General features: G+C 68.0%; 26 protein-coding genes. 16 read left to right on the top strand and 10 right to left on the bottom strand.

Features of this window, described 5'->3' with window-relative positions; genetic code table 11:
* Window positions 1-306: 306 nt before the first annotated feature.
* Window positions 307-1,740 (top strand): serine/threonine-protein kinase, encoded by a 1,434-nt coding sequence (locus OG587_RS10885; RefSeq protein WP_329089298.1) that lies wholly within the window; start codon window positions 307-309, stop codon window positions 1,738-1,740.
* Window positions 1,741-1,847: 107 nt separating this feature from the next.
* Here the strand turns inward: OG587_RS10885 and OG587_RS10880 are convergent, their stop codons facing one another.
* From OG587_RS10880 to OG587_RS10860, 5 genes are all read right to left on the bottom strand, one after another.
* Entirely contained in the window at window positions 1,848-2,786 is a 939-nt protein-coding gene (locus OG587_RS10880) for a hypothetical protein (RefSeq protein ID WP_329089295.1), read from the bottom strand.
* 114 nt (window positions 2,787-2,900) lie between these two features.
* On the bottom strand, window positions 2,901-3,854 hold the full coding sequence (nuoH, locus tag OG587_RS10875; protein ID WP_329093811.1) for an NADH-quinone oxidoreductase subunit NuoH: 954 nt from the start codon (window positions 3,852-3,854) through the stop codon (window positions 2,901-2,903).
* Between the two features lie 87 nt (window positions 3,855-3,941).
* Window positions 3,942-4,751, bottom strand: coding sequence for an NADH-quinone oxidoreductase subunit C (locus tag OG587_RS10870; protein ID WP_329089293.1), 810 nt, complete (start codon window positions 4,749-4,751; stop codon window positions 3,942-3,944).
* A gap of 127 nt (window positions 4,752-4,878) precedes the next feature.
* Window positions 4,879-5,376 carry an NADH-quinone oxidoreductase subunit B gene (locus OG587_RS10865; RefSeq protein ID WP_329089290.1) on the bottom strand — a complete coding sequence of 166 codons (498 nt, stop codon included), beginning with the start codon at window positions 5,374-5,376 and terminating at the stop codon, window positions 4,879-4,881.
* Between the two features lie 54 nt (window positions 5,377-5,430).
* On the bottom strand, window positions 5,431-5,802 hold the full coding sequence (locus OG587_RS10860; protein WP_329089288.1) for an NADH-quinone oxidoreductase subunit A: 372 nt from the start codon (window positions 5,800-5,802) through the stop codon (window positions 5,431-5,433).
* Window positions 5,803-6,215: 413 nt separating this feature from the next.
* Between OG587_RS10860 and OG587_RS10855 the strand changes: the two genes are divergently transcribed.
* The 7 genes from OG587_RS10855 to OG587_RS10830 all read left to right on the top strand — a co-directional run bounded on the left by OG587_RS10855 (window position 6,216) and on the right by OG587_RS10830 (window position 12,940).
* On the top strand, window positions 6,216-7,658 hold the full coding sequence (locus OG587_RS10855; protein WP_329089286.1) for a polysaccharide deacetylase family protein: 1,443 nt from the start codon (window positions 6,216-6,218) through the stop codon (window positions 7,656-7,658).
* Window positions 7,659-7,727: 69 nt separating this feature from the next.
* Window positions 7,728-7,811 (top strand): putative leader peptide, encoded by an 84-nt coding sequence (locus OG587_RS47125; protein WP_443075612.1) that lies wholly within the window; start codon window positions 7,728-7,730, stop codon window positions 7,809-7,811.
* A 220-nt stretch (window positions 7,812-8,031) separates the two neighbouring features.
* Entirely contained in the window at window positions 8,032-9,885 is a 1,854-nt protein-coding gene (locus tag OG587_RS10850) for a 2-oxoacid:acceptor oxidoreductase subunit alpha (protein WP_329089283.1), read from the top strand.
* 79 nt (window positions 9,886-9,964) lie between these two features.
* Window positions 9,965-10,948 (top strand): 2-oxoacid:ferredoxin oxidoreductase subunit beta, encoded by a 984-nt coding sequence (locus OG587_RS10845; protein ID WP_386266844.1) that lies wholly within the window; start codon window positions 9,965-9,967, stop codon window positions 10,946-10,948.
* Between the two features lie 99 nt (window positions 10,949-11,047).
* Entirely contained in the window at window positions 11,048-11,974 is a 927-nt protein-coding gene (locus OG587_RS10840; protein WP_329089279.1) for an NAD-dependent epimerase/dehydratase family protein, read from the top strand.
* A gap of 247 nt (window positions 11,975-12,221) precedes the next feature.
* A complete protein-coding gene (locus OG587_RS10835) occupies window positions 12,222-12,605 on the top strand; it encodes a type II toxin-antitoxin system RelE/ParE family toxin (RefSeq protein WP_329089277.1) in 384 nt (127 codons plus the stop codon).
* The gene (locus OG587_RS10830) at window positions 12,602-12,940 is read left to right on the top strand and encodes an XRE family transcriptional regulator (protein ID WP_329089275.1); all 339 of its coding nucleotides are present in this window, start codon (window positions 12,602-12,604) and stop codon (window positions 12,938-12,940) included. The genes OG587_RS10835 and OG587_RS10830 overlap by 4 nt, the downstream gene beginning before the upstream one ends.
* Window positions 12,941-13,004: 64 nt before the next feature.
* Here OG587_RS10830 and OG587_RS10825 read toward each other — a convergent pair whose 3' ends face one another.
* Entirely contained in the window at window positions 13,005-13,217 is a 213-nt protein-coding gene (locus OG587_RS10825; RefSeq protein WP_329089273.1) for a DUF397 domain-containing protein, read from the bottom strand.
* A 243-nt stretch (window positions 13,218-13,460) separates the two neighbouring features.
* On the opposite strand from OG587_RS10825, the gene OG587_RS10820 reads away from it, so the two are divergent.
* The 6 genes from OG587_RS10820 (at window position 13,461) to hemC (ending at window position 17,212) form a co-directional block, all read left to right on the top strand.
* A complete protein-coding gene (locus tag OG587_RS10820; RefSeq protein WP_329089271.1) occupies window positions 13,461-14,210 on the top strand; it encodes a DUF6879 family protein in 750 nt (249 codons plus the stop codon).
* A 26-nt stretch (window positions 14,211-14,236) separates the two neighbouring features.
* On the top strand, window positions 14,237-15,118 hold the full coding sequence (locus tag OG587_RS10815; RefSeq protein ID WP_329089269.1) for a helix-turn-helix domain-containing protein: 882 nt from the start codon (window positions 14,237-14,239) through the stop codon (window positions 15,116-15,118).
* A 214-nt stretch (window positions 15,119-15,332) separates the two neighbouring features.
* Complete coding sequence (locus OG587_RS10810; protein ID WP_329089266.1) at window positions 15,333-15,569, top strand: hypothetical protein; 237 nt, start codon at window positions 15,333-15,335, stop codon at window positions 15,567-15,569.
* Window positions 15,566-15,751: a hypothetical protein gene (locus tag OG587_RS10805; protein ID WP_329089265.1), complete on the top strand. Its 186-nt coding sequence runs from the start codon at window positions 15,566-15,568 to the stop codon at window positions 15,749-15,751. The genes OG587_RS10810 and OG587_RS10805 overlap by 4 nt, the downstream gene beginning before the upstream one ends.
* Window positions 15,748-16,020: a hypothetical protein gene (locus OG587_RS10800; RefSeq protein WP_329089264.1), complete on the top strand. Its 273-nt coding sequence runs from the start codon at window positions 15,748-15,750 to the stop codon at window positions 16,018-16,020. The genes OG587_RS10805 and OG587_RS10800 overlap by 4 nt, the downstream gene beginning before the upstream one ends.
* 193 nt (window positions 16,021-16,213) lie before the next feature.
* The gene (gene hemC / locus OG587_RS10795) at window positions 16,214-17,212 is read left to right on the top strand and encodes a hydroxymethylbilane synthase (RefSeq protein WP_329089262.1); all 999 of its coding nucleotides are present in this window, start codon (window positions 16,214-16,216) and stop codon (window positions 17,210-17,212) included.
* A gap of 277 nt (window positions 17,213-17,489) precedes the next feature.
* On the opposite strand, the gene OG587_RS10790 is transcribed toward hemC, so the two are convergent.
* From OG587_RS10790 to OG587_RS10780, 3 genes are all read right to left on the bottom strand, one after another.
* Complete coding sequence (locus OG587_RS10790; RefSeq protein ID WP_329089260.1) at window positions 17,490-17,702, bottom strand: DUF397 domain-containing protein; 213 nt, start codon at window positions 17,700-17,702, stop codon at window positions 17,490-17,492.
* 85 nt (window positions 17,703-17,787) lie between these two features.
* Window positions 17,788-18,000 (bottom strand): DUF397 domain-containing protein, encoded by a 213-nt coding sequence (locus OG587_RS10785; RefSeq protein ID WP_329089258.1) that lies wholly within the window; start codon window positions 17,998-18,000, stop codon window positions 17,788-17,790.
* Complete coding sequence (locus OG587_RS10780; protein WP_329089256.1) at window positions 17,991-18,806, bottom strand: helix-turn-helix domain-containing protein; 816 nt, start codon at window positions 18,804-18,806, stop codon at window positions 17,991-17,993. Before OG587_RS10780 ends, OG587_RS10785 begins: the two co-directional genes overlap by 10 nt.
* Before the next feature lie 857 nt (window positions 18,807-19,663).
* Here OG587_RS10780 and OG587_RS10775 point away from each other — a divergent pair.
* Both OG587_RS10775 and OG587_RS10770 read left to right on the top strand, forming a co-directional pair.
* Window positions 19,664-20,407: an ATP-binding protein gene (locus tag OG587_RS10775; RefSeq protein WP_329089254.1), complete on the top strand. Its 744-nt coding sequence runs from the start codon at window positions 19,664-19,666 to the stop codon at window positions 20,405-20,407.
* Between the two features lie 266 nt (window positions 20,408-20,673).
* On the top strand, window positions 20,674-21,762 hold the full coding sequence (locus tag OG587_RS10770) for a serine hydrolase domain-containing protein (protein ID WP_329089252.1): 1,089 nt from the start codon (window positions 20,674-20,676) through the stop codon (window positions 21,760-21,762).
* A gap of 361 nt (window positions 21,763-22,123) precedes the next feature.
* On the opposite strand, the gene OG587_RS10765 is transcribed toward OG587_RS10770, so the two are convergent.
* On the bottom strand, window positions 22,124-23,545 hold the full coding sequence (locus OG587_RS10765) for a hypothetical protein (protein WP_329089250.1): 1,422 nt from the start codon (window positions 23,543-23,545) through the stop codon (window positions 22,124-22,126).
* Between the last annotated feature and the right edge of the window lie 12 nt (window positions 23,546-23,557).

The following is a 23,557-nucleotide window of genomic DNA, read 5'->3' as shown; positions in this document are numbered from 1 at the left end:
GCAACTCCGGCCGGACTTCGGGGTACTGCTGAGTCACCGACCTGCTCAGCATGTGGCGAAGGGTGACGGAAAGTCCCTTCGCCAGCCCCACTCCTGGTATCCGTGCCACAACTCAACATCATGGCGCACAGCGGGGCGCTCGGGAATGCGTAGGCCCAGGAGACCGTCACGGCAGGGGAATCAACCAGGGGATCGAGTTATCCACAGAAGTTATCCACAGACTGTGTGTTCGATAACCGCCCACCAACCACCGGCTCACCATCGAAGCGACTGCGGAGATCCTGAAAAAATCGTATTGTTCGCCACATGTCCCACCAGTACGGGCCGGCCTGGCAGTCGCAACCACCGGCGCGATCCAACACGGCGTGGAGCGTCGTGTGGGCGCTGGTACCCCTGCTGACCTGCGGTATCGGGACGCCGTTCGTCATCGGCCACGCCGCGCGCCGGCTGCGGAGCCCGTTGCTGGCCATCGCCGCCGTCCTCTACGGCCTCGGCATCGGCATCTTCATGGTCGCCGCGACGATCTACGGGAGTTCCGACAACATCCCTGTCGTGCTGGACACCATCGGGACGATCGGCCTGTTCGGCAGCTGGATCGGCGGGCTGGGCCACGCGCTGATCCTCAGGGGGTCGGTCTTCCGGCAGGGGCCGTCCCGGGAATTCCACCCCGGGCCGCCGCCCGGGTACGGCCACGTCCAGGGCCCGCCCCAGATGTCGTCGTACCAGACGGGCCCCACGGGGGCCTCGATGACGCACCCGCCCGCGCAACGGCCGCAGCCACGTCTCCCGGAGCCCCCGCACCACGGCGGGTACCAGCCCCAGCTCCGCCCTGAGCAGTACGCGCCGCCCCAGTACACCCAGGGCCACTTTCCGCAGGGCCGGCCCGCCCACGCTTCGCAGGGCCCGCACACCCCCTTCACGCAGGACCGGCCCGCCCACCCCTCGCGAAGCCAGAGCACCCACACCCCCCAGGGCTGGCTGGGGCCGTACCGGCTGATCGGCAGCCTGGGGAAGGGCGGCCAGGGAACGGTTCACCTCGCGCTGAACCCGCAGGGGCAGAAGGTCGCGATCAAGGTGCTGCACGAGCACTTCAACGGCAACCAGGTGGTCAGGGAGCGGTTCCTGCGGGAGGTGGAGGCGACGCGCAGGGTGGCGACGTTCTCCACGGCACGGGTGCTCGACGTGAACATCAACGAGGACCAGGCGTACGTCGTCAGCGAGTACGTGGAGGGCGACTCCCTGGAGCAGCTGGTCCGCGACAGGGGCCCGCGCGACGAGGACGGCCTGACCCGGCTGGCCCTGGCCACGGCGGGTGCGCTGGCCGCGATCCACCGGGCCGGCGTGGTGCACCGGGACTTCAAACCGGCCAACGTGCTGATCGGCGCCGACGGCCCCCGCGTCATCGACTTCGGCATCGCCCGAGCCCTCGACCAGGTCACCTCGACGTCGGGCAACATCATGGGCACCCCCGCCTACATGTCGCCCGAGCAGCTCGCGGGCAGGACGATCGGCCCGGAGACCGACGTGTTCAGCTGGGCCGCAACCATGATCTTCGCCGCCTCGGGAAAGGTGGCCTTCGGGGAGGACACCATCCCCGCCATCCTGAACCGGGTGATCAACCACCATCCGGACCTGACGATCCTGCCCCAGTCGCTGCGCCCGCTGGCCGCCGCCTGCCTGGACAAGGAGCCGGGCAACCGGCCCACGGCCGCCGACATCATGCTTCGGATCGTGCAGTGAAAACCCCGGCCATCGGCGCGGGGAAGGCCGTACCAAGAAGTCCGCACCGAACAGGCCGGGCAAGCCCTGGGGCGGCCCCGCCGGGCGAATCCGGCAGAGCTCCGGCTCTAGGGAACCGCGTCCTTCGCCCGCGTCGTCAGGTCCAGGTACTCGTCGCGGGTCAGCGCGCGAACCGTGAGCCCCAGGCCGTTCCCGGTGGCGAAGCGCTCGACCTCCACGGCGTCCCAGCGTCCCGGCAGATGGAACAGCTCCCCGCCCACCAGCAGGCCGGCCACCCCGGACTCCGCCGAGTACAGCATCAGCTCGGACGCGTCCAGCTCGCGGGTCCTGCGCGCGGTCTCCAGCAGCAGGCGGCCGTGGACGACCACCAGGCGGCAGTGCGGCTGGCCCTCACGCCTGAGCACGCGTCCCTGAGCGGTCTGGTTGCGGGACCTGCGACGGCCGACCCCGACCACGACGACGGCCCCGGCGACCGTCAGCGCGGCCAGCACCAGGGCGGCGATCCCGAGCGGGCCCATCCCCCGGGTGACGTCGGCGCGGGTCTCGGTCAGGTTGAGGAGCACGAGCGCCACGAAGACCGCCCCGTAGGCGAGCACCGCCCACATGAGCACGTACAGCAGCTGCTCGCGCCACCACACCTTCGGTGAGCTCAGCGGTGGCCTGAGGCTTCGCGCGCCGGGCACGCGCAGGCGCGGCAGGGGCGCGGGCGCCCGGCGCCAGGTCACCGCGCGCCACCTCGGCGACCTGCGGGCGAGGGCGACCCTGGCCAGCTGCGGCGTCTCGAACGCCCGGAACTCGAACTCCAGCCCGTTGTCCGCGGCGAACGTCTTCACCGCCCTCTTCGAGCGGGACCCCGGAGCCTCCAGCATGACCAGGCCGGACTCGTCGAGCACCGCCAGGCCGTATCTCGTCCTCCCCCTGCCGGGATAGCCGAAGATCAGCAACGTGCTCGCCCGGCCCTCCCCGGCGAGCGGCAGCCGCACCGGCGGATGTTCCGGCACATCGACGACCAGTTCATCCTTTTCCACGGCAAGCGCGAGGGTCATGCGTTCCGTCCTTGGCAGGTGGTGTCACAGAGTGTATTTACTCCCTGCCCTGCGTGGGCACTTCGAACGTCAGATCGCCCCGTACGACGGCCGGGACGGCGCAAAACAGCCGGGTCACCCCACGGCGATACCGACGATTCCCGTCAGCGCGAGCTGGACCAGTGCCAGCGGCACCAGGACGACCCAGGCGAGCTTCTGCAGCTGGTCCTCGCGGAGGCGGGGATAGCTCACCCGGAGCCAGATGATCACGAAGACCAGCAGGAAGACCTTGAGGAGCATCCACACCGGCCCCGGCAGGAAGGGGCCGTGCCAGCCGCCGAGGAACAGCACGCTGGTGAGCGCGGACACCACGATGATCCCGGCGTACTCGGCCAGCATGAACAGGGCGAACCTCATGCCGGTGTACTCGGTCATCGGGCCCATGATGAGCTCGGAGTCGGCGATCGGCATGTCGAACGGCGGGCGGCGGAGCTCGGCGAGCCCGGCGACGAAGAAGACCACCCCGCCGATCGCCTGCCAGGGCAGCCACCACCACTGCCAGGCCTCCACGATGCCCGGCAGGGAGAGCGTGCCCGCCGCCATCGCGACGCTGGAGGCCGCGAGGACCAGCGGCAGTTCGTACGCCATGAGCTGGGCCGCCGAGCGCATCCCGCCCAGGACGGAGTACTTGTTGCCCGAGGACCACCCGGCCATGATCGAGCCGAGCACGCCGACCCCCATCACGGCGAGGACGAAGAACAGCCCGGCGTCCAGGTCGACCCCGACCAGCCCGGGTCCGACCGGGATGACGACCATCACCAGGAGGTAGGGGATCAGTGCCACGCCGGGGGCCAGGGTGAAGACCCGGCGGTCGGCCGCGGCCGGGATCACCTGCTCCTTCTGCATGAACTTGACCCCGTCGGCGATCAGCTGGGCCCAGCCGTGGAAGCCCCCGGCGTACATGGGACCGAGGCGCGCCTGCATGTGCGCCATGACCTTGTGCTCCATCTGCCCGGCGACCAGCGGCAGCACCAGGAAGGCCGCGACGATCACGACGAGCCGTACCGCGACGTCGAGCACCTCGGCGATCACGGGCACCTCCGGTTCCTCGGGGGAACTCCCCGGCCACCACGGATCCCACGGGCCTCATGGGCGCGAGACGGCCTTCGGGGTGTCTCAGGTGTCACGCTCGCGCCCCCAGTCGGCGGGCACCCCCGGCGGGAGCGTCTTACGGCGGCTCGGCGAGCCGTGGCCGGACTCCCCGGGCTCCTTCGCCCCCGGCCAGGCCTTGGCGACCCGGGCGGCCAGCACGAAGTCCTTGCGCAGCGGGAAGCCCTCGAAGCCGTCGGGGAGCAGCAGCGGCACCAGGTTCGGATGGCCCTCGAAGACGACGCCGAACATCTCGAAGGTCTCGCGCTCGTGCCAGTCGGCTCCGCGGAAGACGCCGACCGCGCTGGGCAGCCGGGGGTCGGCGCGCGAGACCCGGGTGCGCAGCAGCAGGTGGGCGTGCGAGACGGGGGCGAAAAGGTGGGCGACGACCGCGAACGCCTCCGGCGGCTCGTCCACCGCGGTCAGCCAGTCGAAGAACTCGTAGCCTCCGGCCCTGGCGGACTCCAGCAGGCCGAGCCAGTCACCGGGATCCACGTCGACCGTGGTCTGGCCGAAGGACTCCGACACCCGGGCGCCCTCGCCGTACGCGAAGCCGTGCGTGGAACCGGACGTGGAACCGGACGCGGAGCCGGGCACGGAGCCGGACGCGGGTTCGGGCACGGAGCCGGACGCGGAGCCGGACGCGGGTTCGGGCACGGAGCCGGACGCGGAGCCGGACGCGGGTTCGGGCACGGAGCCGGACGCGGAGCCGGACGCGGGTTCGGGCACGGAGCCGGACGCGGAGCCGGGCACGGAGCCGGACGCGGAGCCGGACGCGGGTTCGGGCACGGAGCCGGACGCGGGTTCGGGCACGGAGCCGGACGCGGGTTCGGGCACGGAGCCGGACGCGGAGCCGGGCGTGGATCCAGAGGTGGAACCAGCGGAGCCAGAGGCGGAATCAGCGGAGCCAGAGGTGGAACCAGACGCGGAACCGGGTGTGGAGTGGTGCGGGGGTTCGGGCAGGTCAGGCATAGCGGTCACCCAGGTTCTCCGCGGCGATCTTCTCCTGGAGCATCATGATGCCGTGGAGCAGCGCCTCGGGGCGGGGAGGGCAGCCGGGGACGTAGACGTCGACCGGGATGATCTGATCGACTCCCTTGGTCACGCAGTAGGAGTCCCAGTACGGGCCGCCGGAGTTGGAGCAGGCGCCGAAGGAGATCACGTACTTCGGGTCGGGCATCTGCTCGTAGAGCCGCTTGACCGCGGGTGCCATCTTGTCGGTCACCGTGCCTGAGACGATCATCAGATCCGCCTGCCGGGGACCGTTGGCGAACGGGATGACCCCGAACCTGATGAAGTCGTGCCTGCTCATCGAGGTCGCGATGAACTCGATCGCGCAGCAGGCCAGGCCGAAGTTGAACACCCACAGCGAGTAGCGGCGCCCCCAGTTGAGGATGAGGCGCATGGGTTTCGGGGCCAGACGCGAGACTGGCCCCACGGTGGGCATCGGGAGATCCGCCATGGCACGCATTCTCCTTCAGGGTCGATGCTCGCGCTCGTCCGGCCTCGCGGGCCCTCAGGTCCAGGTGAGCACGCGCTTGCGCCAGGCGTAAAGGATGCCGAGCGCGATGAAGCCGAGGAAGACGAACATCTCGGCCAGGGTGGTCGTCCCGAAGCCGGGCGCGGCGAAGATCGTCGCCCAGGGGAACAGGAAGACCGCGTCCACCGCGAAGACCACATACAGGTAGGTGAACACGTAGTAGCGGATCTGGGACTGCGCCCAGCCGTCGCCGACCGGGTCGACGCCGCACTCGTAGGTGAGCAGTTTCTCCGGGGTGGGGCGGTTGGGCCGGAGTCCCCGGTTGACCAGCATTGCCCCGGCGACGATCAGCAGGCCGATCGCGAACAGCGCGAGGACCACCACATAAGAGCCGAAATATCCGCTCATGGCCTCTCTCCCTCGGGACCGCCACACGAGTCTTCCCCGGGACCGCCGCACGGACACTCCAGGACCCACCGCACGGACGCTCCGAAGAACGCCGCACGGACACTCCAGGACCCACCGCACGGACGCTCCGGAGAACGCCGAACGGACGGCTCCGGGACCCGCCGGACGGACAGCTCCGGAGAACGCCGGACGTGCTCGGAGAACCTGCCCGGACGGACGGTTCCGGACCTGCCGTACGGGGGCTCTCCGCCCTACCTATAGCAGTATCCGCCCTTCCCGTCACGCGGGGAAACCACCGGCCGCGGAACGGCTAAAGCCTCCGTCCACTTCACATCAAGTCAGGGCAAACACGCCATAAGCCCATATAACGTTATTTTATGCCTAAACTGCGATTCGCCGGAGGAATCGCTTGGATGGCCGCAATGCTGGCAGGTTGCGGCATAGCCACCGCCTCCCCTCACGTGAAGCTCCCCGTCCCCTCGGAGCCAACGCTGATCAACTACGTGGATCCCTCCATGGTTCAGGGCCTGAGCACGAGAACTCTGACCGCGAAGGAAACCACGGGCCGGCGCGTGCACGCCACCTACCCCGCCGTCGCCGAGGCCCCCCTCCTCACCGAGAAGCTCCGCAGGACGATGACCGGGAGTCTCGACCGTTTCACCCGGCACAAGGCCCCCTCCGATGCCCTGTCCAACCCCGAGTTCAACGTGGACTGGCAGCTCGCCGCCGCCTCCCCCGAGGTCCTGGGGGTGCGGCTGCGCATCGGCCAGTCCATGGGCTCCGGCTGGAGCGAGTCCCGGACCACCGTCTGGTACGACCGGGTGAGCCGGCGCGCCCTGGACTCCCCCGACCTGCTCAGGGACGGCGCGGCGCTGGCCACGCTGACCGAGCTCGCCAGGGGGGAACTGGCCCTGCGGGGGCCGCTGGTGAATCCCAACGCGCTCAGGCCGGACCCGGCGATGTTCGACTCCATCGGTTTCAACCCGCGCGGCGACCTCGTCGTGGAGTTCGACGACGAGCAGGTGGGCCTGGGCGTCGCCGGCCGGGTGGCGGTCGCCGTACCGTCCGCGACCGCGGCACCGCTGCTGTCGGCGACCGGGCTGCGGGCGCGGCAGGCGGCCATGGGGACCGCGACCCTCACCTCCGAGGAGGACATGCTCGCGGCGAGCAGGGACAGGCCCGCGGCGCGCAGTTCCGGGGCGGGCAGCGTGGACTGCGCGAAGGTCAAGTGCGTGGCGCTGACCTACGAGGACGGGCCGGGCCCCGAGACCGGGCGACTGCTCGACATCCTCGGCGCGTACAAGGCGAGGGCGACCTTCTTCGTTCTCGGTTCCAACGCCTCCGCGCGTCCCGAACTGCTCAGGCGGATGCGCGACGAGGGCCACCTGGTGGCCAACCACAGCTGGTCCCACCGCGACCTCACCGTGCTTCCCCCCACCATGCTCGCCGACCAGCTCACCCGCGCGCAGTACGCGATCACCCATGCGATCGGCCAGGTCCCCACGCTGATGCGCCCGCCGTACGGCGTGACCGACGTGCAGGTGGCCTCCATAGCGCGCCGGCTGGGCATGTCCGTGGTGCGCTGGAACGTGGACGCCAAGGACGAGCACGACTCCGACCCCCGGGCGATCGCCCGTCGGACCGTCGCCCAGGTCAGGCCCGGATCGATCGTCCTCATGCGCGACTTCCGCGGCGCGACCGTGGACGCGGCCCCCGAGATCCTGCGTGGGCTCGTCGCCAAGGGTTATACCTTTGTCACCGTCCCGGAACTGTACGGCCCGCGCGCGATGGAACCGGGCCGGACTTACGACTCCGGAACCGTGTCGGCCGCGCTGGAAAAGCAGTCCGTGTCATAACCTGGGGCTATGGGGCCATAGCCGGAGGCGATGAGAGCGTCTTCGCGGCGGGACATATAGTTGGGCATCGTGATCCCAACTGTCCTCTTCGGCCGCCTGCACGTTGACCTGTGTCGGCTCGCGGCCGGGCTGTGTCGGGTCTACCGTCCGTGATCGAGACTTCTCCGTAGGCCGTACGACGGCCGCGACGCGCGACTCCGCGCCCAGGCTTCGACTCAGATTCGACTCAGCGGTCACCAAGGATATGGGACAAAGGTCACTTTCCTACGCCGAGTGGAACGCGAAAAGACTACGCGTGACCCCGAGGATCTAGCATGGAAAAAAGAATGTGCCACGAGCAACGGCGCCCTGTCGCGTCGAGGAGGACTGAGCTGTGACCAAGCAGGTTCAGCAACTCGACCGCGTGATCATCCGGTTCGCCGGAGACTCCGGCGACGGCATGCAGCTGACCGGTGACCGCTTCACCGCCGGAACCGCGGAGTTCGGCAACGACCTGTCGACGCTTCCCAACTTCCCGGCCGAGATCCGCGCCCCCGCGGGCACCCTGCCGGGTGTGTCGAGCTTCCAGCTCCACTTCGCCGACCACGACATCCTCACACCGGGCGACGCTCCCAACGTCCTGGTCGCGATGAACCCGGCCGCCCTGAAGGCCAACCTCTCCGACCTGCCGCGCGGCGCCGACCTTATCGTCAACACCGACGAGTTCACCAAGCGCAACCTGCAGAAGGTGGGCTACGCCGCCAACCCCATCGAGGACGACTCGCTCGCCGAGTGGCGGGTCCACCCGGTGCCGCTGACCTCGCTGACGGTCAAGGCCCTCGAAGGCTTCGCGCTGTCCAAGAAGGACGCCGAGCGGTCGAAGAACATGTTCGCCCTCGGGCTGCTGAGCTGGCTCTACCACCGGCCCACCGAGGCGACGATCCGGTTCCTCGAGACCAAGTTCGCCAAGAAGCCCGACATCGCCAAGGCCAACATCGCCGCCTTCCAGGCGGGCTGGAACTACGGCGAGACCACCGAGTCCTTCTCGGTCTCGTACGAGGTCAAGCCGGCCAAGCTGGCCCCCGGGGTGTACCGCAACATCTCCGGCAACCAGGCGCTCGCCTACGGCCTGATCGCCGCCTCGGTGCAGTCGAGGTTGCCGCTGTTCCTCGGGTCGTACCCGATCACCCCGGCCAGCGACATCCTGCACGAGCTGTCCAAGCACAAGCGGTTCGGCATCCGCACCTTCCAGGCCGAGGACGAGATCGCGGGCGTCGGGGCGGCGCTCGGCGCGGCCTTCGGCGGGGCGCTGGGCGTCACGACGACCTCGGGGCCGGGTGTCGCGCTGAAGGCCGAGACCGTCGGCCTCGCGGTGACCACCGAGCTGCCGCTCATCGTGGTCGACGTGCAGCGCGCGGGTCCCAGCACCGGCATGCCCACCAAGACCGAGCAGACCGACCTGCTGATGGCGATGTTCGGCCGCAACGGCGAGTCGCCGCTGCCGATCGTGGCGCCCTCGACCCCCTCCGACTGCTTCGACGCGGCGGTGGAGGCGGTCAGGATCGCGGTGAAATACCGCACCCCGGTCATGCTGCTCTCCGACGGCTACCTCGCCAACGGCTCCGAGCCGTGGAAGCTGCCCGACGCCGCCGACCTTCCCGACATCTCCACCGAGTTCGCCTCGGGGCCGAACGACGAGGACGGCGTCACCTTCCTGCCGTTCAAGCGCGACGCCGAGACCCTCGCCCGCCCCTGGGCGATCCCCGGCACCGCGGGCCTGGAGCACCGGATCGGCGGCATCGAGAAGGCCGAGAACACCGGCAACATCTCCTACGACCCCAACAACCACGACCGGATGGTCCGGGTCCGCCAGGCCAAGATCGACGGGATCGCGAACGACATCCCGCCGCTGACCGTGGACGACCCGGACGGCGACGCGCGCGTGCTGGTGCTCGGCTGGGGCTCCACGTACGGGCCGATCGCGGCGGCCGCGCGGCGCATCAGGAGGGCCGGCGGCAAGGTCGCCCAGGCCCACCTGAGGCACCTCAACCCGCTGCCCGCCAACACCGGCGAGGTGCTGCGCGCGTACGACAGGGTGCTCCTGCCGGAGATCAACCTCGGCCAGCTCGCGCTGCTGCTCCGCGCCCGCTTCCTGGTCGACATCATCAGCTACAACCGAGTGCGCGGGCTTCCGTTCAAGGCCGAGGAACTTGCCGGCGTGATCCAGGACGTGATCGACAGTGAGTAGTGCTGAGTTGCCCGCGGTGTCCGTCCCCGGAAGGGGCGGAGCGCTTTCGCTGGTCCCGAAGTCCGAGGTGAAGCTCGGCATGAAGGACTTCAAGACCGACCAGGAGGTGCGCTGGTGCCCCGGGTGCGGTGACTACGCCATCCTGGCCGCGGTCCAGTCGTTCGTGCCGGAGCTCGGGCTCAAGCGCGAGAACATGGTGTTCGTCTCGGGCATCGGCTGCTCCTCCCGGTTCCCGTACTACATGGACACCTACGGGTTCCACTCGATCCACGGCCGCGCCCCGGCGATCGCGACCGGCCTGGCCGCCTCGCGTCCCGACCTGTCGGTGTGGGTGATCACCGGTGACGGCGACGCGCTGTCCATCGGCGGCAACCACCTCATCCACGCGCTGCGCCGCAACGTCAACCTGAACATCCTGCTGTTCAACAACAGGATCTACGGCCTGACCAAGGGCCAGTACTCCCCGACCTCCGAGGTCGGCAAGATCACGAAGTCGACCCCGATGGGCTCGCTGGACAAGCCGTTCAACCCGATCTCGCTGGCCATCGGCGCCGAGGCCTCCTTCGTGGCCAGGACCATCGACTCCGACCGCAAGCACCTCCAGTCGGTGCTGCGCGAGGCCGTCGAGCACCGGGGCACCTCCCTGGTCGAGATCTACCAGAACTGCAACATCTTCAACGACAACGCCTTCGAGCAGCTGAAGGACCCGGAGCAGCGCGACGACATCACGCTGCGCCTGGAGCACGGGCAGCCCATCGCCTCGGCGTCCAAGGCCGTGCGCAGGGCGGCCGACGGCGGCATCGAGGTCGTCCCGAGGTCGGCGGTGAGCGAGGACGAGATCCTCGTGCACGATGCCCACCGCGCCGACCCGTCGCTGGCCTTCGCGCTCTCCCGGCTGGACGAGCCCGCCTTCGAGCACGTCCCGATCGGCGTCTTCCGCAACGTCGACCGCCCCTCCTACGACGAGCTCATGGCCGAGCAGCTCCAGGAGGCCGTCGGCGAGCGAGGGCCCGGCGACCTGAACGACCTGCTGCTCGGCGGGGACACCTGGCGCATCGGCTGATCGGAAACAAACGCACGGCACCAAACGCTAAGGCCCGCTCTTCGGAGCGGGCCTTAGCGCTTATCTGCCACAAATCCCCCTAAATCAGGAGAAAAGCGTATGGCCAGCCCGGTAGCGGAAGAGTACTGGCGGGCGAGGCCCGTGCTGGTGACGGGGGCCGGTGGCTTCATCGGGACCCACCTGGTACGGCGCCTGAGCGCGCTCGGCGCGCGGGTGCACGCGGTCAGCCGCCGACCCGGGGAGAGTTCGAACGGCGAGACGTGGCACGTCGCGGACGTCGCCGACGCGGGCGCGGTCGAGTGGCTCGTCGGCTCGACCCGCCCCGCCGTCGTGTTCCACCTGGCCAGCGAGGTCGCCGGGGCGAGGGATCCGCGGCTCGTGCTGCCGATGCTGCACAGCAACCTCACCAGCGTGGTCAACCTGCTGACGGCGGTCACCGAGGTTCCTGAGACCAGGGTGGTGCTGGCGGGCTCACTGGAGGAGCTCCGCCCCGAGGAGGGCGACAAGGCGCCGTCCTCGCCGTACGCGGTGTCCAAGTGGGCCGCCGACGGCTACGCGCGGATGTTCCACCACCTGTGGGGTGTCCAGGTCAGCAACCTGCGGATCGGCATGGTCTACGGCCCTGGCCGCCAGGACACCCGGAAGCTGGTCCCCTACGTGGCGCTGTCGCTGCTGCGCGGGCGCGAACCCGAGCTCGGCAGTGGAACGCGCCATCTCGACTGGGTGTACGTCGACGACGTGGTCGACGCCTTCCTCGCCACAGGCGAGACCCCGGACGCGGCGGGCCGCGCCTTCGACATCGGCACGGGGACGGGCACCTCCATCCGCGACACCGTGGAACTGCTCTCCCGGATCGTCGGCGGCCGGGCCCGCCCCCGCTACGGCGCGCTCACCGACAGAGCGCTGGACAGCGCCAGGATCGCCGACACGACCGCAGCCGCCGAGATCCTCCACTGGCGGCCCGCCGTGGGACTTGAGGAGGGTCTGCGCCGGACCGTCGACTGGTTCGCCCGCGAAAACGGCTGAGCGCCCGGCCCTGCCGGGCGTCCTCACGCTCCTATGTCAAGGCTCTCGGCGGGCGACTGCGCGTGGCGGCCGACTTCGGCGACGTCGAGTACCTCAGCGACGACGCCTTCACCGCTTGACACCACCAGGGACGGTCCGCACCTGCAAACAGTCACAAAAGGACAAGCCGGTAGAAGCGGAGCAGGCGGCCTGCTCCGCTGATCAGAAAAGCGCCTCCTTGCTGCTGCCTTAATGCCAGGGTTAAGCTATGGATGGAGCTGGATGGCAGGTCGTGCTGGTTACTGAGGTCGCCGACTGGTACGACCAGTTATGCCAGGACGACTGGGACAGCGCCGAGCAGGTTGAAAACGCCATAGACATGCTGGCGCAGGTCGGGCCGACACTTGGCCGACCGCTGGTGGATCGCATCAAGGGAGCCGACAACCACCATTTGAAAGAATTGCGACCTGGTTCGTCAAAAGGAAGTGAGATCCGCATTCTGTTCGCATTCGACCCGGTTCGCCGGGCAGTGCTGCTGGTCGCGGGTGACAAGGCCGGCAACTGGGGTCATTGGTATGACACGAACGTACCGATGGCGGAGAAGCGGTACGCCGAGCACATAGCGGAACTGGCTAGCAGGGAGTACGAATGAGCGCGGTCAACTGGGACGAGGTGAAGCAGCGGGCGCGGGAGCGGCGCCAGGCTGCGGGACTGCCTGTGCAATCGGATGCCGAGAAGTCCGCTGCGATGGAACAGCTCGCCGCGGAGGTCAGGGCGCACAAGCTCGCGGAGATCAGGCGTGAGCAGGATCTGACCCAGCGCGACGTGGCCACCACCATGGGGGTCTCCGGCCCGAGAGTCTCGGCCATCGAACACGGCGAGGTCGACCGTGTCGAGGTGGCGACCCTGCGCTCCTATGTCGAGGCCCTTGGCGGGCGACTGCGTGTGGTGGCCGACTTCGGTGACGTCGAATACACCGTGGCATAGCTCGCACGACGACAGAAGCCCTCGGCCGCCTGGCTGGGGGCTTCTCACGTTTCCGGGGTTGGGGCTAGAAGTCGAATTCGCCCTTCTTGGCGCCGTCGACGAAGGCGTCCCAGACGCTCGTGCTCACCACGAAGGGCGCCCGCTCGGGAGCCTCGGTGTCACGCAGGCCAACCCGACCGCCCGACAGCGGAGCCACTTCAAGGCAGTCCCCACCATTGGGTCCGCTCTTGGTGGCTTTACGCCAGGTCGCGGTCTTCAGGTTGTCGCTCGGATCCACAGCTTCCCACTTCTCCGCTGTTGGCGATACGGACGAAAAAGCCCCTGGCGGTCGCAATGCAAACTGTTGCCACCATCCCTCGGCAACCGAGGCTTGATCGCTCGGGCTCATCGCCGCTCTTGCCAGTACGGCTGCTGACTCGTGATGACCTCAACTTTCCCAAGTCCCTTGACTGTGCCGCAACCTGCGTTCAGGCTCCCCGGTTGAGGACAACATCGGGCAACCACGAGCGAGGAGCACCACATGGCATTCCACTTCGTAGGTATGGACCCCAACTCGCCGGACGACAAGTGTTGCGCCGTGTTCGTCGATGACGAGGCAGACAGGATCCTCTTTCAAGGGAAGCTGGTCACCGATCCGGTACTACTGGCCAAGATCGCTGCGCACAGTCCCATAGGGGCAGATGAGGTGGTGGTGTGGCAACCCGGCAGAATGAAGCCGATCATCGCTGAAGCCATCGCGGGCACTTTCGAGGAAGGCCGGGCAGGGCACGGACCGACGTCGATCAGAGACATGATTCGCGGGGTTCGGCATTCAGCCGTCCACCTGGAGACACGTGACACCTACGATCCCAACCATCCGGCATTCCAGGACTTCCTGGCCGGTGGCTCGGGCCGCTACGACAGAAGCGGATGGACGGACACGGTTCGAGAGGCTGTAGGGCGCGGAGTGCGGATACGACGGGCACGCGTAGTATCTGAGCCCATCAGCGACTACATCCGCTGGGAGCACATGATCACCGACGAGAACGTGAAGGCCGGTGAGGAGGTGCGATGGCTGCCGCGCCGCCGAGCGTTCGACCTGGTACTGCCTGGTACGGACTTCTGGATGTTCGACGGCCGGGTGGTCTGCTTCAATTTCAACTCTGGTGCGGGAGTAGACACAGAAGCGGACCAGTTCACCAACGACCCGGACATGGTCACTCGGTGTATCGCCATGTTCGAGCAGATCTGGGAACGGGCGACTCCGCACGAGGAGTACCAGCCGCAATAGCTCAGATCGGTACGTAGAACTTCATCATGTCGCCATCGCCTTCGTCCTCTTCCAGCGCTCAAGCCGCACGGCAACGTCTCGCCGATCAACTTCGCGAGATTCGCGAGGACGCGGACCTTACCGGCCGCAAGCTGGCTGAGCTAGCGGGCTGGCATGGGGTTTCCAAGATCTCCAAGATTGAGCATGCCGCACGCCCCATCTCACCCGAAGACCTGCGCACATGGTGCCGGATCTGCGGTGTGCCACCTGGGCGTACGGAGGAACTGCTGGCCGAGCTCCGTGCGGCGGCCAGCATGTGGGTCAGCTACCAGCAGCTCAACCGGCGTGGGCTCAAGGGGGCACAGGAGTCGGTCAGGGAGCGATACGAGCGTGTGCGCTTGATGCGCGTGTACTCGAACAGGGTCATCCCTGGCCTTCTCCAGACGGAGGGATACACGACGGCCGCGCTGGAGGCGGTGCGGCACGAGCAGGCCGTCGCAGTGAACGACGTCACGGAGGCGGTGGCAGAGCGGATGGAACGCCGCCGTGTGCTACATCGGGCTGACGCCCGCTTCGTGTTCCTCCTCGAAGAGAGCGTGCTGTGGTACCGAACCACGAGACCCAGCGTCCACGCCGAGCAACTACGACATCTGTTGTCGGTGATGCTGATGCCGTCGGTACTGATCGCGATCATTCCTCGCACTGCCGACCGCACCACCACCGGGTGGGGCGTGTGGCCCGAGGAATCGTTCACAATGACCGACTTTGCCCAGACGAACGTGGAGTTGGTGTCGGGCTATCTGACGATCACGCAGCCCGAGGAAGTCGCCATGTACGTGTCAGCCTGGGAACGCCTGTTCTTCATAGGCGCTATCGGTGAGTCTGCGAAGGCACTGATTCTTCAAGCGATCGAGGCTTTGCCCTCTTAGTAGACGGCAAACTTGGACAACTTTTCCGGCCGCGAAAGCGTTCGCTTCTAACGTCTGGGTTATGGCATCCGGACAGACAGTGACAGAGGCCCGTGTCGGGGGGCGCGAGGGCGACGAGACAGCGAGCCCTGTCGGGCAAGAACTTCCCGAGGGGTTGATTGGCCTCGCACGGTTGGTCAGTGCGCAAGGTGTTCGTACGTCGATCATTCACTACGTGGGGCTCCGCCTCCGTAGCCACCGGCCGCTTCCGTTTCCGCGAGAGGACCGCTTCGAGCTGATCGCGCACAGCCTCGACGGCTGGGAGGTGGCGAGCGTGACCGTGGGAGACCGCTCCGGCTACTTCGTGGTCTCGCTGCCTTCGGTGGGGGTCACGACCCAGCTGGTGAACGCTGACCAGCCTTACGCGGTCGTGGATCTGATCCTTGCCGCGCTCCCGAAGGAGAAGGCGTGACGCTGGAGATACCGGAGTTCGACGTGACGAAGAACCCGGACGGTTCTCTTGAGGCACGCCGCAAAGGCGGCCCCGCGAGTGACCCCGCTGACGTGACCGGAACGACGATCCGAGATCTTGAGCTGGGATGCCCGGCGGCGCGGGTGACGTGGTCCCTCGCACCGGACGGGAGGACAAAGTGACCGGCGTCGCGCCGACACAGCTTCGTGTCCCTTACGTCATCGCCCACGAACACGAGGTCGCACCGCAGCCCCTGCGGTTCGCCCGGCGCCCGCTCGGCGGGCTACGGCTCGCCTTCGACGGCGAACGTCGCAGCGACCGGGCCAACGGGGTGCTGCGTGCCCGCGTCCTGAACAACCGGCAGGGGCCGCCGCAGTGGGACCTCCTTCGCCGTGCGCTCGCCACCCAGTTGATCGTCCAAGTCCACGACCTTCAGCCAGTACGCACCTGACGCAGCAGATCGAGTGCCCCCTGATCAGAGGGGCGCGGTCACCGCTCGCAAGGATGGTGCCGCGACGGTTCTCCCGCGAAGCGTGGTCGTCACTTCGAGAAATATGACTACGCTTCGCAATCGAATAATCACCGTTGCCATAGCTCGTCGCGCGGCCGTGCTACCCGCGACCATCCTCTAACAGGAAGAATCCGTGAACCCGCTGACCGAGATTCTGATGTCCCGCTTCGCCTCGCACCCGCTGCGGATCGGCACCCGTACCTCCACCATGGCCAAGATCCAAACCGGCCACGTCGCCGAACTGGTCACCCAGCTCGCACCCGGCGTACCCATCGAGATCGTGCCCACGCAGGTCAGCGCCGACCTGTGGCCCGGCGACCTCGCCGAAATCGGCGGCAAGGGCGCCTTCAGCAAGGAAATCGACCGCGCGCTGACCAGTGGCCGGATCGACATAGCCGTCCACTGCATAAAGGACGTCCCTGGCGACGTGCCGTTGGCCGAGGGGACGGCATTTGGCGCCTACCTGCCACGCGATGACGTTCGCGACGTCGTGGTCACCCGCGACGGCGTAGCCCTGGCCGACCTCCCGGCCGGGTCACTGATCGGCACCAGCTCCGTACGACGCCGCGCCCAGCTCAGCATCCACCGGCCCGACCTGCGCACCGAACGCATCCGTGGCAACGTCGACACCCGCCTGGCCAAACTCGACGAGGACGGCAGCAAGTACGCCGCGCTGATCCTCGCCCGCACCAGCCTGCTCCGCCTCGGACTGCTCGACCGCCACCACGAGATCCTGCCCCTGGAGTTCCACAGCGCCGACGAAGGCGTCGTGTCCATGGTCCCGCCCGTGGGCGCCGGCGTCGTCGGCATCCAGGCCCGCGGCTCCGATGCCCCTGTGATGCGGCTCCTGGACGAACTCAACCACCCCGCGACCGCCCAGCACATCCTCGCCGAGCGAACCATGCTGCACATGCTCTTCGGCCACTGCAACAGCCCCATCGCCGGACACGCCTCCACCACCGCCGACGGAAAGATGTCCATGTTCGGCATGGTGTTCAACCGCGACGGCAGCGCGTTCGTCCGCTCCCACGCCTGGGGCACCCACGATGACCCCGCCACCCTCGGCGCCCGTGTCGCCGCCGACCTGCTCCACCAGGGCGCCCGTAACCTGATCACCGCCACCCGGAAATGACCGGGCCGGATGTACGGCCCGCTTCCACCGGCGGGCCGTACGGCTGGGCGGTCACCGCCCATCTTCTCGTCCTCGACGAGGCGGCCCGCTGGCTCGTCCTGCGGACCACCCGTGATCACACCCGGTGGCAACTTCCCGGGGGGCGTGCCCGCCGTGGCGAGAGCCCGGCCTCCCGGTCCTGGGGGGGTTGTGTCGTAGGGAAGGTCAGGCGGCCGCATCCTCAGACGGGAAAGCCCCTGGCGATGACCGAGAGCCTTCCCGTGTTCCGAGGTTGGGGCTAGAAGTCGAACTCGCCCTTCTTGGCGCCATCCACGAAGGCGTCCCAGACGCTCGCGCTCACCACGAAGGGCGCCCGCTCGGGAGCCTCGGTGTCGCGCAGACCCACCCGACCACCCGACAGCGGAGCGACCTCCAGGCAATCGCCCTGATTTGACGCACTCTTGGTGGCCTTACGCCAGTCAGCGGTCCTCAGTTCTTCACTCAAGCCCACGATCGCTCCGCCTCTCTACCGGTAGCGGCACGGACAGGAAAGCCCCTGGTGGTAGCCGAGAGCCTTCCCGTGTTCCGAGATTGGGCTAAAAGTCGAACTCGCCCTTCTTCGCCCCATCCACGAAGGCGTCCCAGACACTCGCGCTCACCACGAAGGGCGCCCGCTCGGGAGCCTCGGTGTCACGCAGACCCACCCGACCACCCGACAGCGGAGCCACTTCAAGGCAGTCCCCGCCGTTGGGCCCGCTCTTGGTGGCCTTACGCCAGTCAGCGGTCCTCAGCTCGTCGCTCAGATCCATGTTTTTGCTGCCTCTCTGATCACGTCGATCGAGACATGCTGAGAGTGTGCCTCAGCTCGGATGGTGTCGTACGTAGCTTGGATGGCTTCGACATCCTCCGACTTATTGGTAACTTGGCCGTTTAGTGCAGATTCGAGATACACAATATCCGCACTCCCTTGAATCTGCGCAATGACAAAACCACCAAGAACCCCTGTGGTCACTCCAAGCACCAGTGGAAGCACCTGGATAACGATCTTGGGTGACGCGAAGCTTATGAGCAGGCGTTCGATCTGAGCACGCATGACTTCCTTACCGCCGATCGGGCGACGCAGAACGCCCTCGTCCAGCACCACTCGCAGCATCGGCGGGGCAGGCCGGGCGAAGATGGCTTGCCGCTCCATTCGAGCAGCCACGAGTTTCTCCAGCTCATCATCCGTTACGCCGGGCTTTCCGCGCAGCACTGCTCGCGCGTACTCCTCGGTTTGAAGAAGACCAGGCACGACGAGCGGTTGCCAAGTGTGCAGCGTGTGCGCTGCCGGTTCGACCTCTAGCCAATCCCGAAACCATCGGGGGCTCGCCGCATGGGTGATGTGCGTCCAGCACTGGAGGAGTTCCCCGTTCGCGCCCAAAGCCTCGTCGCAGCGTCGCGCCAGATTGTGGCTGGGGTTGCGCTCGCCTCTCTCTGTGAAGCTCAGCAGGCTCCTGCTGAACTGAGTCACCTCGGCCAGATCATCCTGGGTCATTTTTGCCTTTTTCCGGTACTTACGGAGTTCCGCACCAAAGAGAACCCATTTTTCGTTTTTCGGGTTGGGCTTGGGGTTCATGGACATTTCGGCTCCGTCTAGCGGGGAATTCCACATGGCGACACGAGGGGCACAGACTTCCACAAACTGTCACACTGATGTGCCTCGACTTTCGATACCCAAAGTAGCCATCCGAGAGCACCCTGTGAAGAGGGTTAGGAAAGCAAAAACACCGCCGGAGCGGCCCTTCCCTGCGCTCGGAGAGCACCCCTCCAAGGCCGTCGGAAAAATCAACACGTATGTCCGGATAAGAGGAGTAGAAATGGCCGTCGATTCAGCGAAAAACGCACTTCCGGTCGTACTTCATACCTCTGCCGGACACACACCTGTCACCGCTGAGTAAGTCCTGCGGCGTCGCCTCCCCCGCAAGGCGAACACACACCGGTACATCGTCCCCAACCCACAAACAGAGCGGGGCCTGCCACGGCACAGCACGCCATGACAAGCCCCTCGACCGGACTCTGGAGGTCCGATCTGATGCGCAACCCTAGAGGAAACCCCAGGCCGATCCGGGTGCGTTGGCACGCGAACCGGCCGCCGATGCCGCTCGGCTGCCGCTGGTGCGGCCATCCCCCGTACGCGCACGAGGCCGCCAGCCTCCCGCACCGCGCCCACCACCACTGGGAGCAGCCCACCCCCGCCCAGGTCCACGCCCGAATGAGCGTCCGCCGCCGCCTCAATCTCTCCGGCCGCCCACCCGTCGCGACGCCCATCCGCCCGACCCCCACCGATTTCCCCGCGCGGTCTCCGGAGGTCTCCCCTGGTCGGCACCGGCGGCCGGATCAGCCTGTGGCCACGACCTCGGTGCCGTACCGGCGTGGACGGCCACCGGGCCCCCGTACCCCCAAGCACACCCCGTACCGGCAGGGAGCGACAGCGTGAACGGACGTGATCCTCACGCCCGGCAGAGCGGGCGGCATCGGCGAGGAGCAGCCATCGCGCAGGTCGACTCCCGGCCCTGGGACCCGGCCGAACGAGCCGCCGCCGAGCGGCTCGACCGGATCGAGCCCGCCTGGACCGTCTGGTACGGCCTGGGCACCCGGCACTTCCACGCCATCGCCACGTGGCCCGCTCCCGAACCCCTGATCGTGCGGGCCGACACCGCCGACGAGCTACGCGACCTGATACGCGAGGCCGAACACGGCACACCGCCACCCCGAGGAGGATCCATGCCCGAGAACCCGGACGTCCCACCGGCTCTGGACGCTCCACACCTCCCGGACGACCCTCGGGCCGTCTGCTGGGACCTGCCGCATGACCTGCCGATCGTCGGCGAGGCCCGTGTCATGGTGCGCGAGACCCTCGTCGCCTGGGAGCTGCGTCACCTCGTCGACGATGTCGTTATGGTGGCCGACGAGTTGCTCGCCAACGCGATCGTTCACGGTGAGCCCGTGGTCAGGCTCTCCCTGTGGGCAAGCGCGGACGAGTTCCAGGTCCAGGTCACCGACCGGGGAAGCGGGCAGCCCCGCCACCTCGCCCTCGACGCCGAGGCCGTTCACGGTCGTGGCCTGGCCATTGTCAAAGCTCTTGCCCACGACCACGGCGTCACGCCTCTCCCCGACCGCCCCGGCAAGACCGTCTGGGCCCGCTGGCGCCTTCCTTTTCAGGACGAGGGGCACTAGAGCGTGTCCCGTGATCATGTGATGGCGGTGGGCAGGAGATCCCGCCGGCAAGGTCACCGACTTCGCCGGGGAGGGGACCGCGGCCGCTGCCGCTGCGTTGCGCGATTACGGGGGCGCAAACCGTAGCCGCGTCTTCAGGCCTAACATCAAGGAAACACTCCCTGCCCTAGAACTGTGGCTCGACATCCGAGTCTCGGACTTCCGCAGAGGGAGACTTTATGGTTTCGCGTCGAGCGACAGCGGCTCACGTCGCCTCAGTGGCGTGCGTGGCGCTGGCTCTGAGCATGGCCTCGCCCGCAACCGCCTCGGCATCTGCCGACCCCGTCAAGGTCGGGGACGTGCAGAAGGCGATGGAAGGCTTGGTGAAGACGGGCCACGTGGTAGGCGCCATCGGCGAGGTGTACATGGACGGCAAGCGGGTCGGGAAGGGATCGGCCGGGTCCCGCCTGCTCCACGGCAAGGGCGGCGCGATCCCGTCGAACGCCCGCTACCGGATCGGCTCGCAGACCAAGAACATGACCGCCACCGTGGTGCTGCAACTGGTCAAGGAAGGCGAGCTGAGCCTGGACGACAAACTCAGCGCGGTCCTGCCGAAGGTGGCGGAAAAGAACCTGGTGGAGCGGGCCGACGAGATCACGGTGCGCCACCTGATCCAGCTGACCTCGGGCATTCCCGATTACCTCAGCCCGGACGTGGATCCTCTGGACCCCACGCGCAATTACCGCCCGGCCGACCTGCTGGCGGCCTCGCGTGAGAAGCCCCGGCCCGTGGAGATCGGGACCTTCAACTACTCCAACACCAACTACATCCTGCTCGGCATGATCATCGAGAAGCTGTCCGGAAGGTCACTGGCGGCCGAACTCAACCGGAGGCTCTTCACCCCGCTCAGAATGAGCGATACCTACCTGCCCGCAAAAGCGCCCGAGGGCATCAAGGGCCCGCACGGGCACGGCTACGCCCCGGACGAGACGGGCACGCTGCGCGATGTCGACAAGATCAACGTCACCACCATGCTCGGCGCCGGCGGCGTGGTCTCCACCGCGCGCGACGTGAGCGCCTTCCAGCGCGCCCTCCGCCAGGGCAGGCTCCTGCCGGAGTCCCTGAGCAAACTACTCACCGACCCGCCGCCCGGCCTGCCGCCGCTGCCCCCGGGCGGCCCGTGCGCGGGCAACCCCGAGTTCGCCCCAGCGAGCGGTGGCAGCGCGCCCGGTTTCTCCGCCGCGACCGTCACTTCCTCGGACGGCCGCGTGCAGTTCGCCGTGTCCGTGACGGTGGCCATGGACGACGCCGAGCGCGTCACCGCACCGCGGCGCATCACGGACGCTCTCAAGTCGGTGTTCTGCCCGGCGACATGAAGTGTGTCCTGTGATCACATGACGAGGTGCCGGAGCCAGATGCAGATCGAGGCGACGGCGAGGGTGCCCTGGTAGATCCGCTCACGCTCGTCGTAGCGGGTGGCCGCGGCGCGATGCCGGCGGATAACGGCGGTTGTGCGCGAGCGAAGTACACCTTGTCGGCCAGCACCCGCGCCGGGCGCGTGCGCGACCGTCCCAGTGCCCTGCGCGGGATCCGGACGGACTCCCCCAGCTCGTGCTCACCGGTAGCAGCGGCTCCGGTCGCGCCCACTCCTCGTCCGTCAGGTCGTGACGTTTCAGACGCTCCTCATCCACATGGATGATCTACACCAAGCCGACACCACATCTACCGGATCACGCCTTAAGGCGTGATCCGGTAGATGTGGTGGGAGTATTCGGCGGCGAAGGAGTCGGTGAACCTGCCCTCGCCGTCGACGGGGACCGTCCGGTTCTCGAAGAGGACCTCGGCACGCGTGGCCCGCAGCCCGCGCGGCAGGGTGAACGTGTGCCTGCCGGGGGCCGCGTTCGCGCTGGGCATCGCGAAGACGTAGTACGAACCCTGATGGTGTTTCAGCATGGTGTCGAGGCCGGGGCCGAAGCGGTGCGCGTACGACTGGGTGTTCAGCACGGGGGCCAGTTGCCCGATGCGCCGGTTGACCTCGGCCACCGCGGGTCTGACCTTCTGCCCGCACCTCTCCCGCAGGACGTGCTGGGAGTGGCACGGCCCGCCGAAGTTGTGGTTGAAGTAGATGATACCCCGGGCCTCGTGGATCAGCGAGCTCATCACCGCGCCCGTCACCTGCTGCGGCTGGATGGCCCGGGTGTCGTTCTCGGCGGGCCAGCCGACCTCGACGAAACCGTAGATCGGCTGGCGACGGCCGTCCAGCACGTCCAGCTCGCGCTGGCGGTCGAGGACGGAGCCGTAGTTGGCGGCCCTGCGGCATTTGGAGACCGGCAGGGACAGGAAGTTCTGCCCGTCCAGGCAGACGCTCGCGCTGGTGTACCAGTAGACGTCGGACGAGACGACGTCGGTGAAGCGGTTGACGAACGCGGCGGCGTCCGCGTCCCGCTCCCACATCATCACGCCCTTGCCGTAGTTGGCGTAGTGCATCCTGCCGTCGCCCTTCGGGAGCCTTTCCTTCTGGGTACGCAGCACGGTGAAACCGCATCCCCTGTCCTCGGGGACGCACAGGGGACCCTCGCCGGGGTGGTTGCCGGTCCACCCGGCGTCTCCGGCCTTCGCCCACATGTCGACCTCGTCGTTGAGCAGCCAGCCCACCGTCTCCTTGCCATAGCCGGTCAGCGGAGCGCTCGTCAGCGCCGACATGCCGTTCTTCCGCACCAGCGCCATGTCGCTGGTCCCGGTCAGCTCCACGTAGGTGTTGATCCCGGCGGCCCGGTCCTTGTCCACGTCGGCCTGGGTGATCACGGACTCGAACCAGACGCCCACCGGGAAGAACGACGGGTTCGTCCAGCCCGCCGCCGCCGGTGCGGCGAACCGCCCGTAGTAGGCGGGGCCGCCCTCCCACGGCACCCGCGCGGCCGTCGCGGGAGGCCCCGCGGCCGACCACGCGTCGGCCGGTGCCCTCCCGGGGGCCGCCGTCTCCGGGAGGGCGCCGGCCGACGCGCCCGCGAGCGGGCCCTGGCCCTGGCTCCCGGGCGCGTCGATCAGGGTGAGCCCGAGCACCGCCGCCGACACCGAGATGGCTCCCACCCCGGCCAGCACCGGCAGCGGTCGCCTGACCCGGCGTCCCTCCGTCCGTGCGTGGTTTCCAGATCTCATGATCCTGTCCTC

Source organism: Streptosporangium sp. NBC_01469, from assembly GCF_036227305.1.
Lineage (GTDB): Bacteria > Actinomycetota > Actinomycetes > Streptosporangiales > Streptosporangiaceae > Streptosporangium.
Note: the sequence above shows the minus strand (reverse complement) of the source record. Positions and strands in the feature narration are given on the sequence as shown.

What these genes read in the sequence shown, in the direction of transcription:
- OG587_RS10885 (WP_329089298.1), top strand. Translation starts at nt 307, where the DNA reads ATGTCCCACCAGTACGGGCCGGCCTGGCAGTCGCAACCACCGGCGCGA.
- OG587_RS10880 (WP_329089295.1), bottom strand. Translation starts at nt 2,786, where the DNA reads ATGACCCTCGCGCTTGCCGTGGAAAAGGATGAACTGGTCGTCGATGTG.
- OG587_RS10865 (WP_329089290.1), bottom strand. Translation starts at nt 5,376, where the DNA reads ATGGCGGATCTCCCGATGCCCACCGTGGGGCCAGTCTCGCGTCTGGCC.
- OG587_RS10860 (WP_329089288.1), bottom strand. Translation starts at nt 5,802, where the DNA reads ATGAGCGGATATTTCGGCTCTTATGTGGTGGTCCTCGCGCTGTTCGCG.
- OG587_RS10855 (WP_329089286.1), top strand. Translation starts at nt 6,216, where the DNA reads ATGGCCGCAATGCTGGCAGGTTGCGGCATAGCCACCGCCTCCCCTCAC.
- OG587_RS10845 (WP_386266844.1), top strand. Translation starts at nt 9,965, where the DNA reads ATGAAGGACTTCAAGACCGACCAGGAGGTGCGCTGGTGCCCCGGGTGC.
- OG587_RS10840 (WP_329089279.1), top strand. Translation starts at nt 11,048, where the DNA reads ATGGCCAGCCCGGTAGCGGAAGAGTACTGGCGGGCGAGGCCCGTGCTG.
- OG587_RS10835 (WP_329089277.1), top strand. Translation starts at nt 12,222, where the DNA reads ATGGATGGAGCTGGATGGCAGGTCGTGCTGGTTACTGAGGTCGCCGAC.
- OG587_RS10830 (WP_329089275.1), top strand. Translation starts at nt 12,602, where the DNA reads ATGAGCGCGGTCAACTGGGACGAGGTGAAGCAGCGGGCGCGGGAGCGG.
- OG587_RS10820 (WP_329089271.1), top strand. Translation starts at nt 13,461, where the DNA reads ATGGCATTCCACTTCGTAGGTATGGACCCCAACTCGCCGGACGACAAG.
- OG587_RS10815 (WP_329089269.1), top strand. Translation starts at nt 14,237, where the DNA reads ATGTCGCCATCGCCTTCGTCCTCTTCCAGCGCTCAAGCCGCACGGCAA.
- OG587_RS10785 (WP_329089258.1), bottom strand. Translation starts at nt 18,000, where the DNA reads ATGGATCTGAGCGACGAGCTGAGGACCGCTGACTGGCGTAAGGCCACC.
- OG587_RS10780 (WP_329089256.1), bottom strand. Translation starts at nt 18,806, where the DNA reads ATGAACCCCAAGCCCAACCCGAAAAACGAAAAATGGGTTCTCTTTGGT.
- OG587_RS10765 (WP_329089250.1), bottom strand. Translation starts at nt 23,545, where the DNA reads ATGAGATCTGGAAACCACGCACGGACGGAGGGACGCCGGGTCAGGCGA.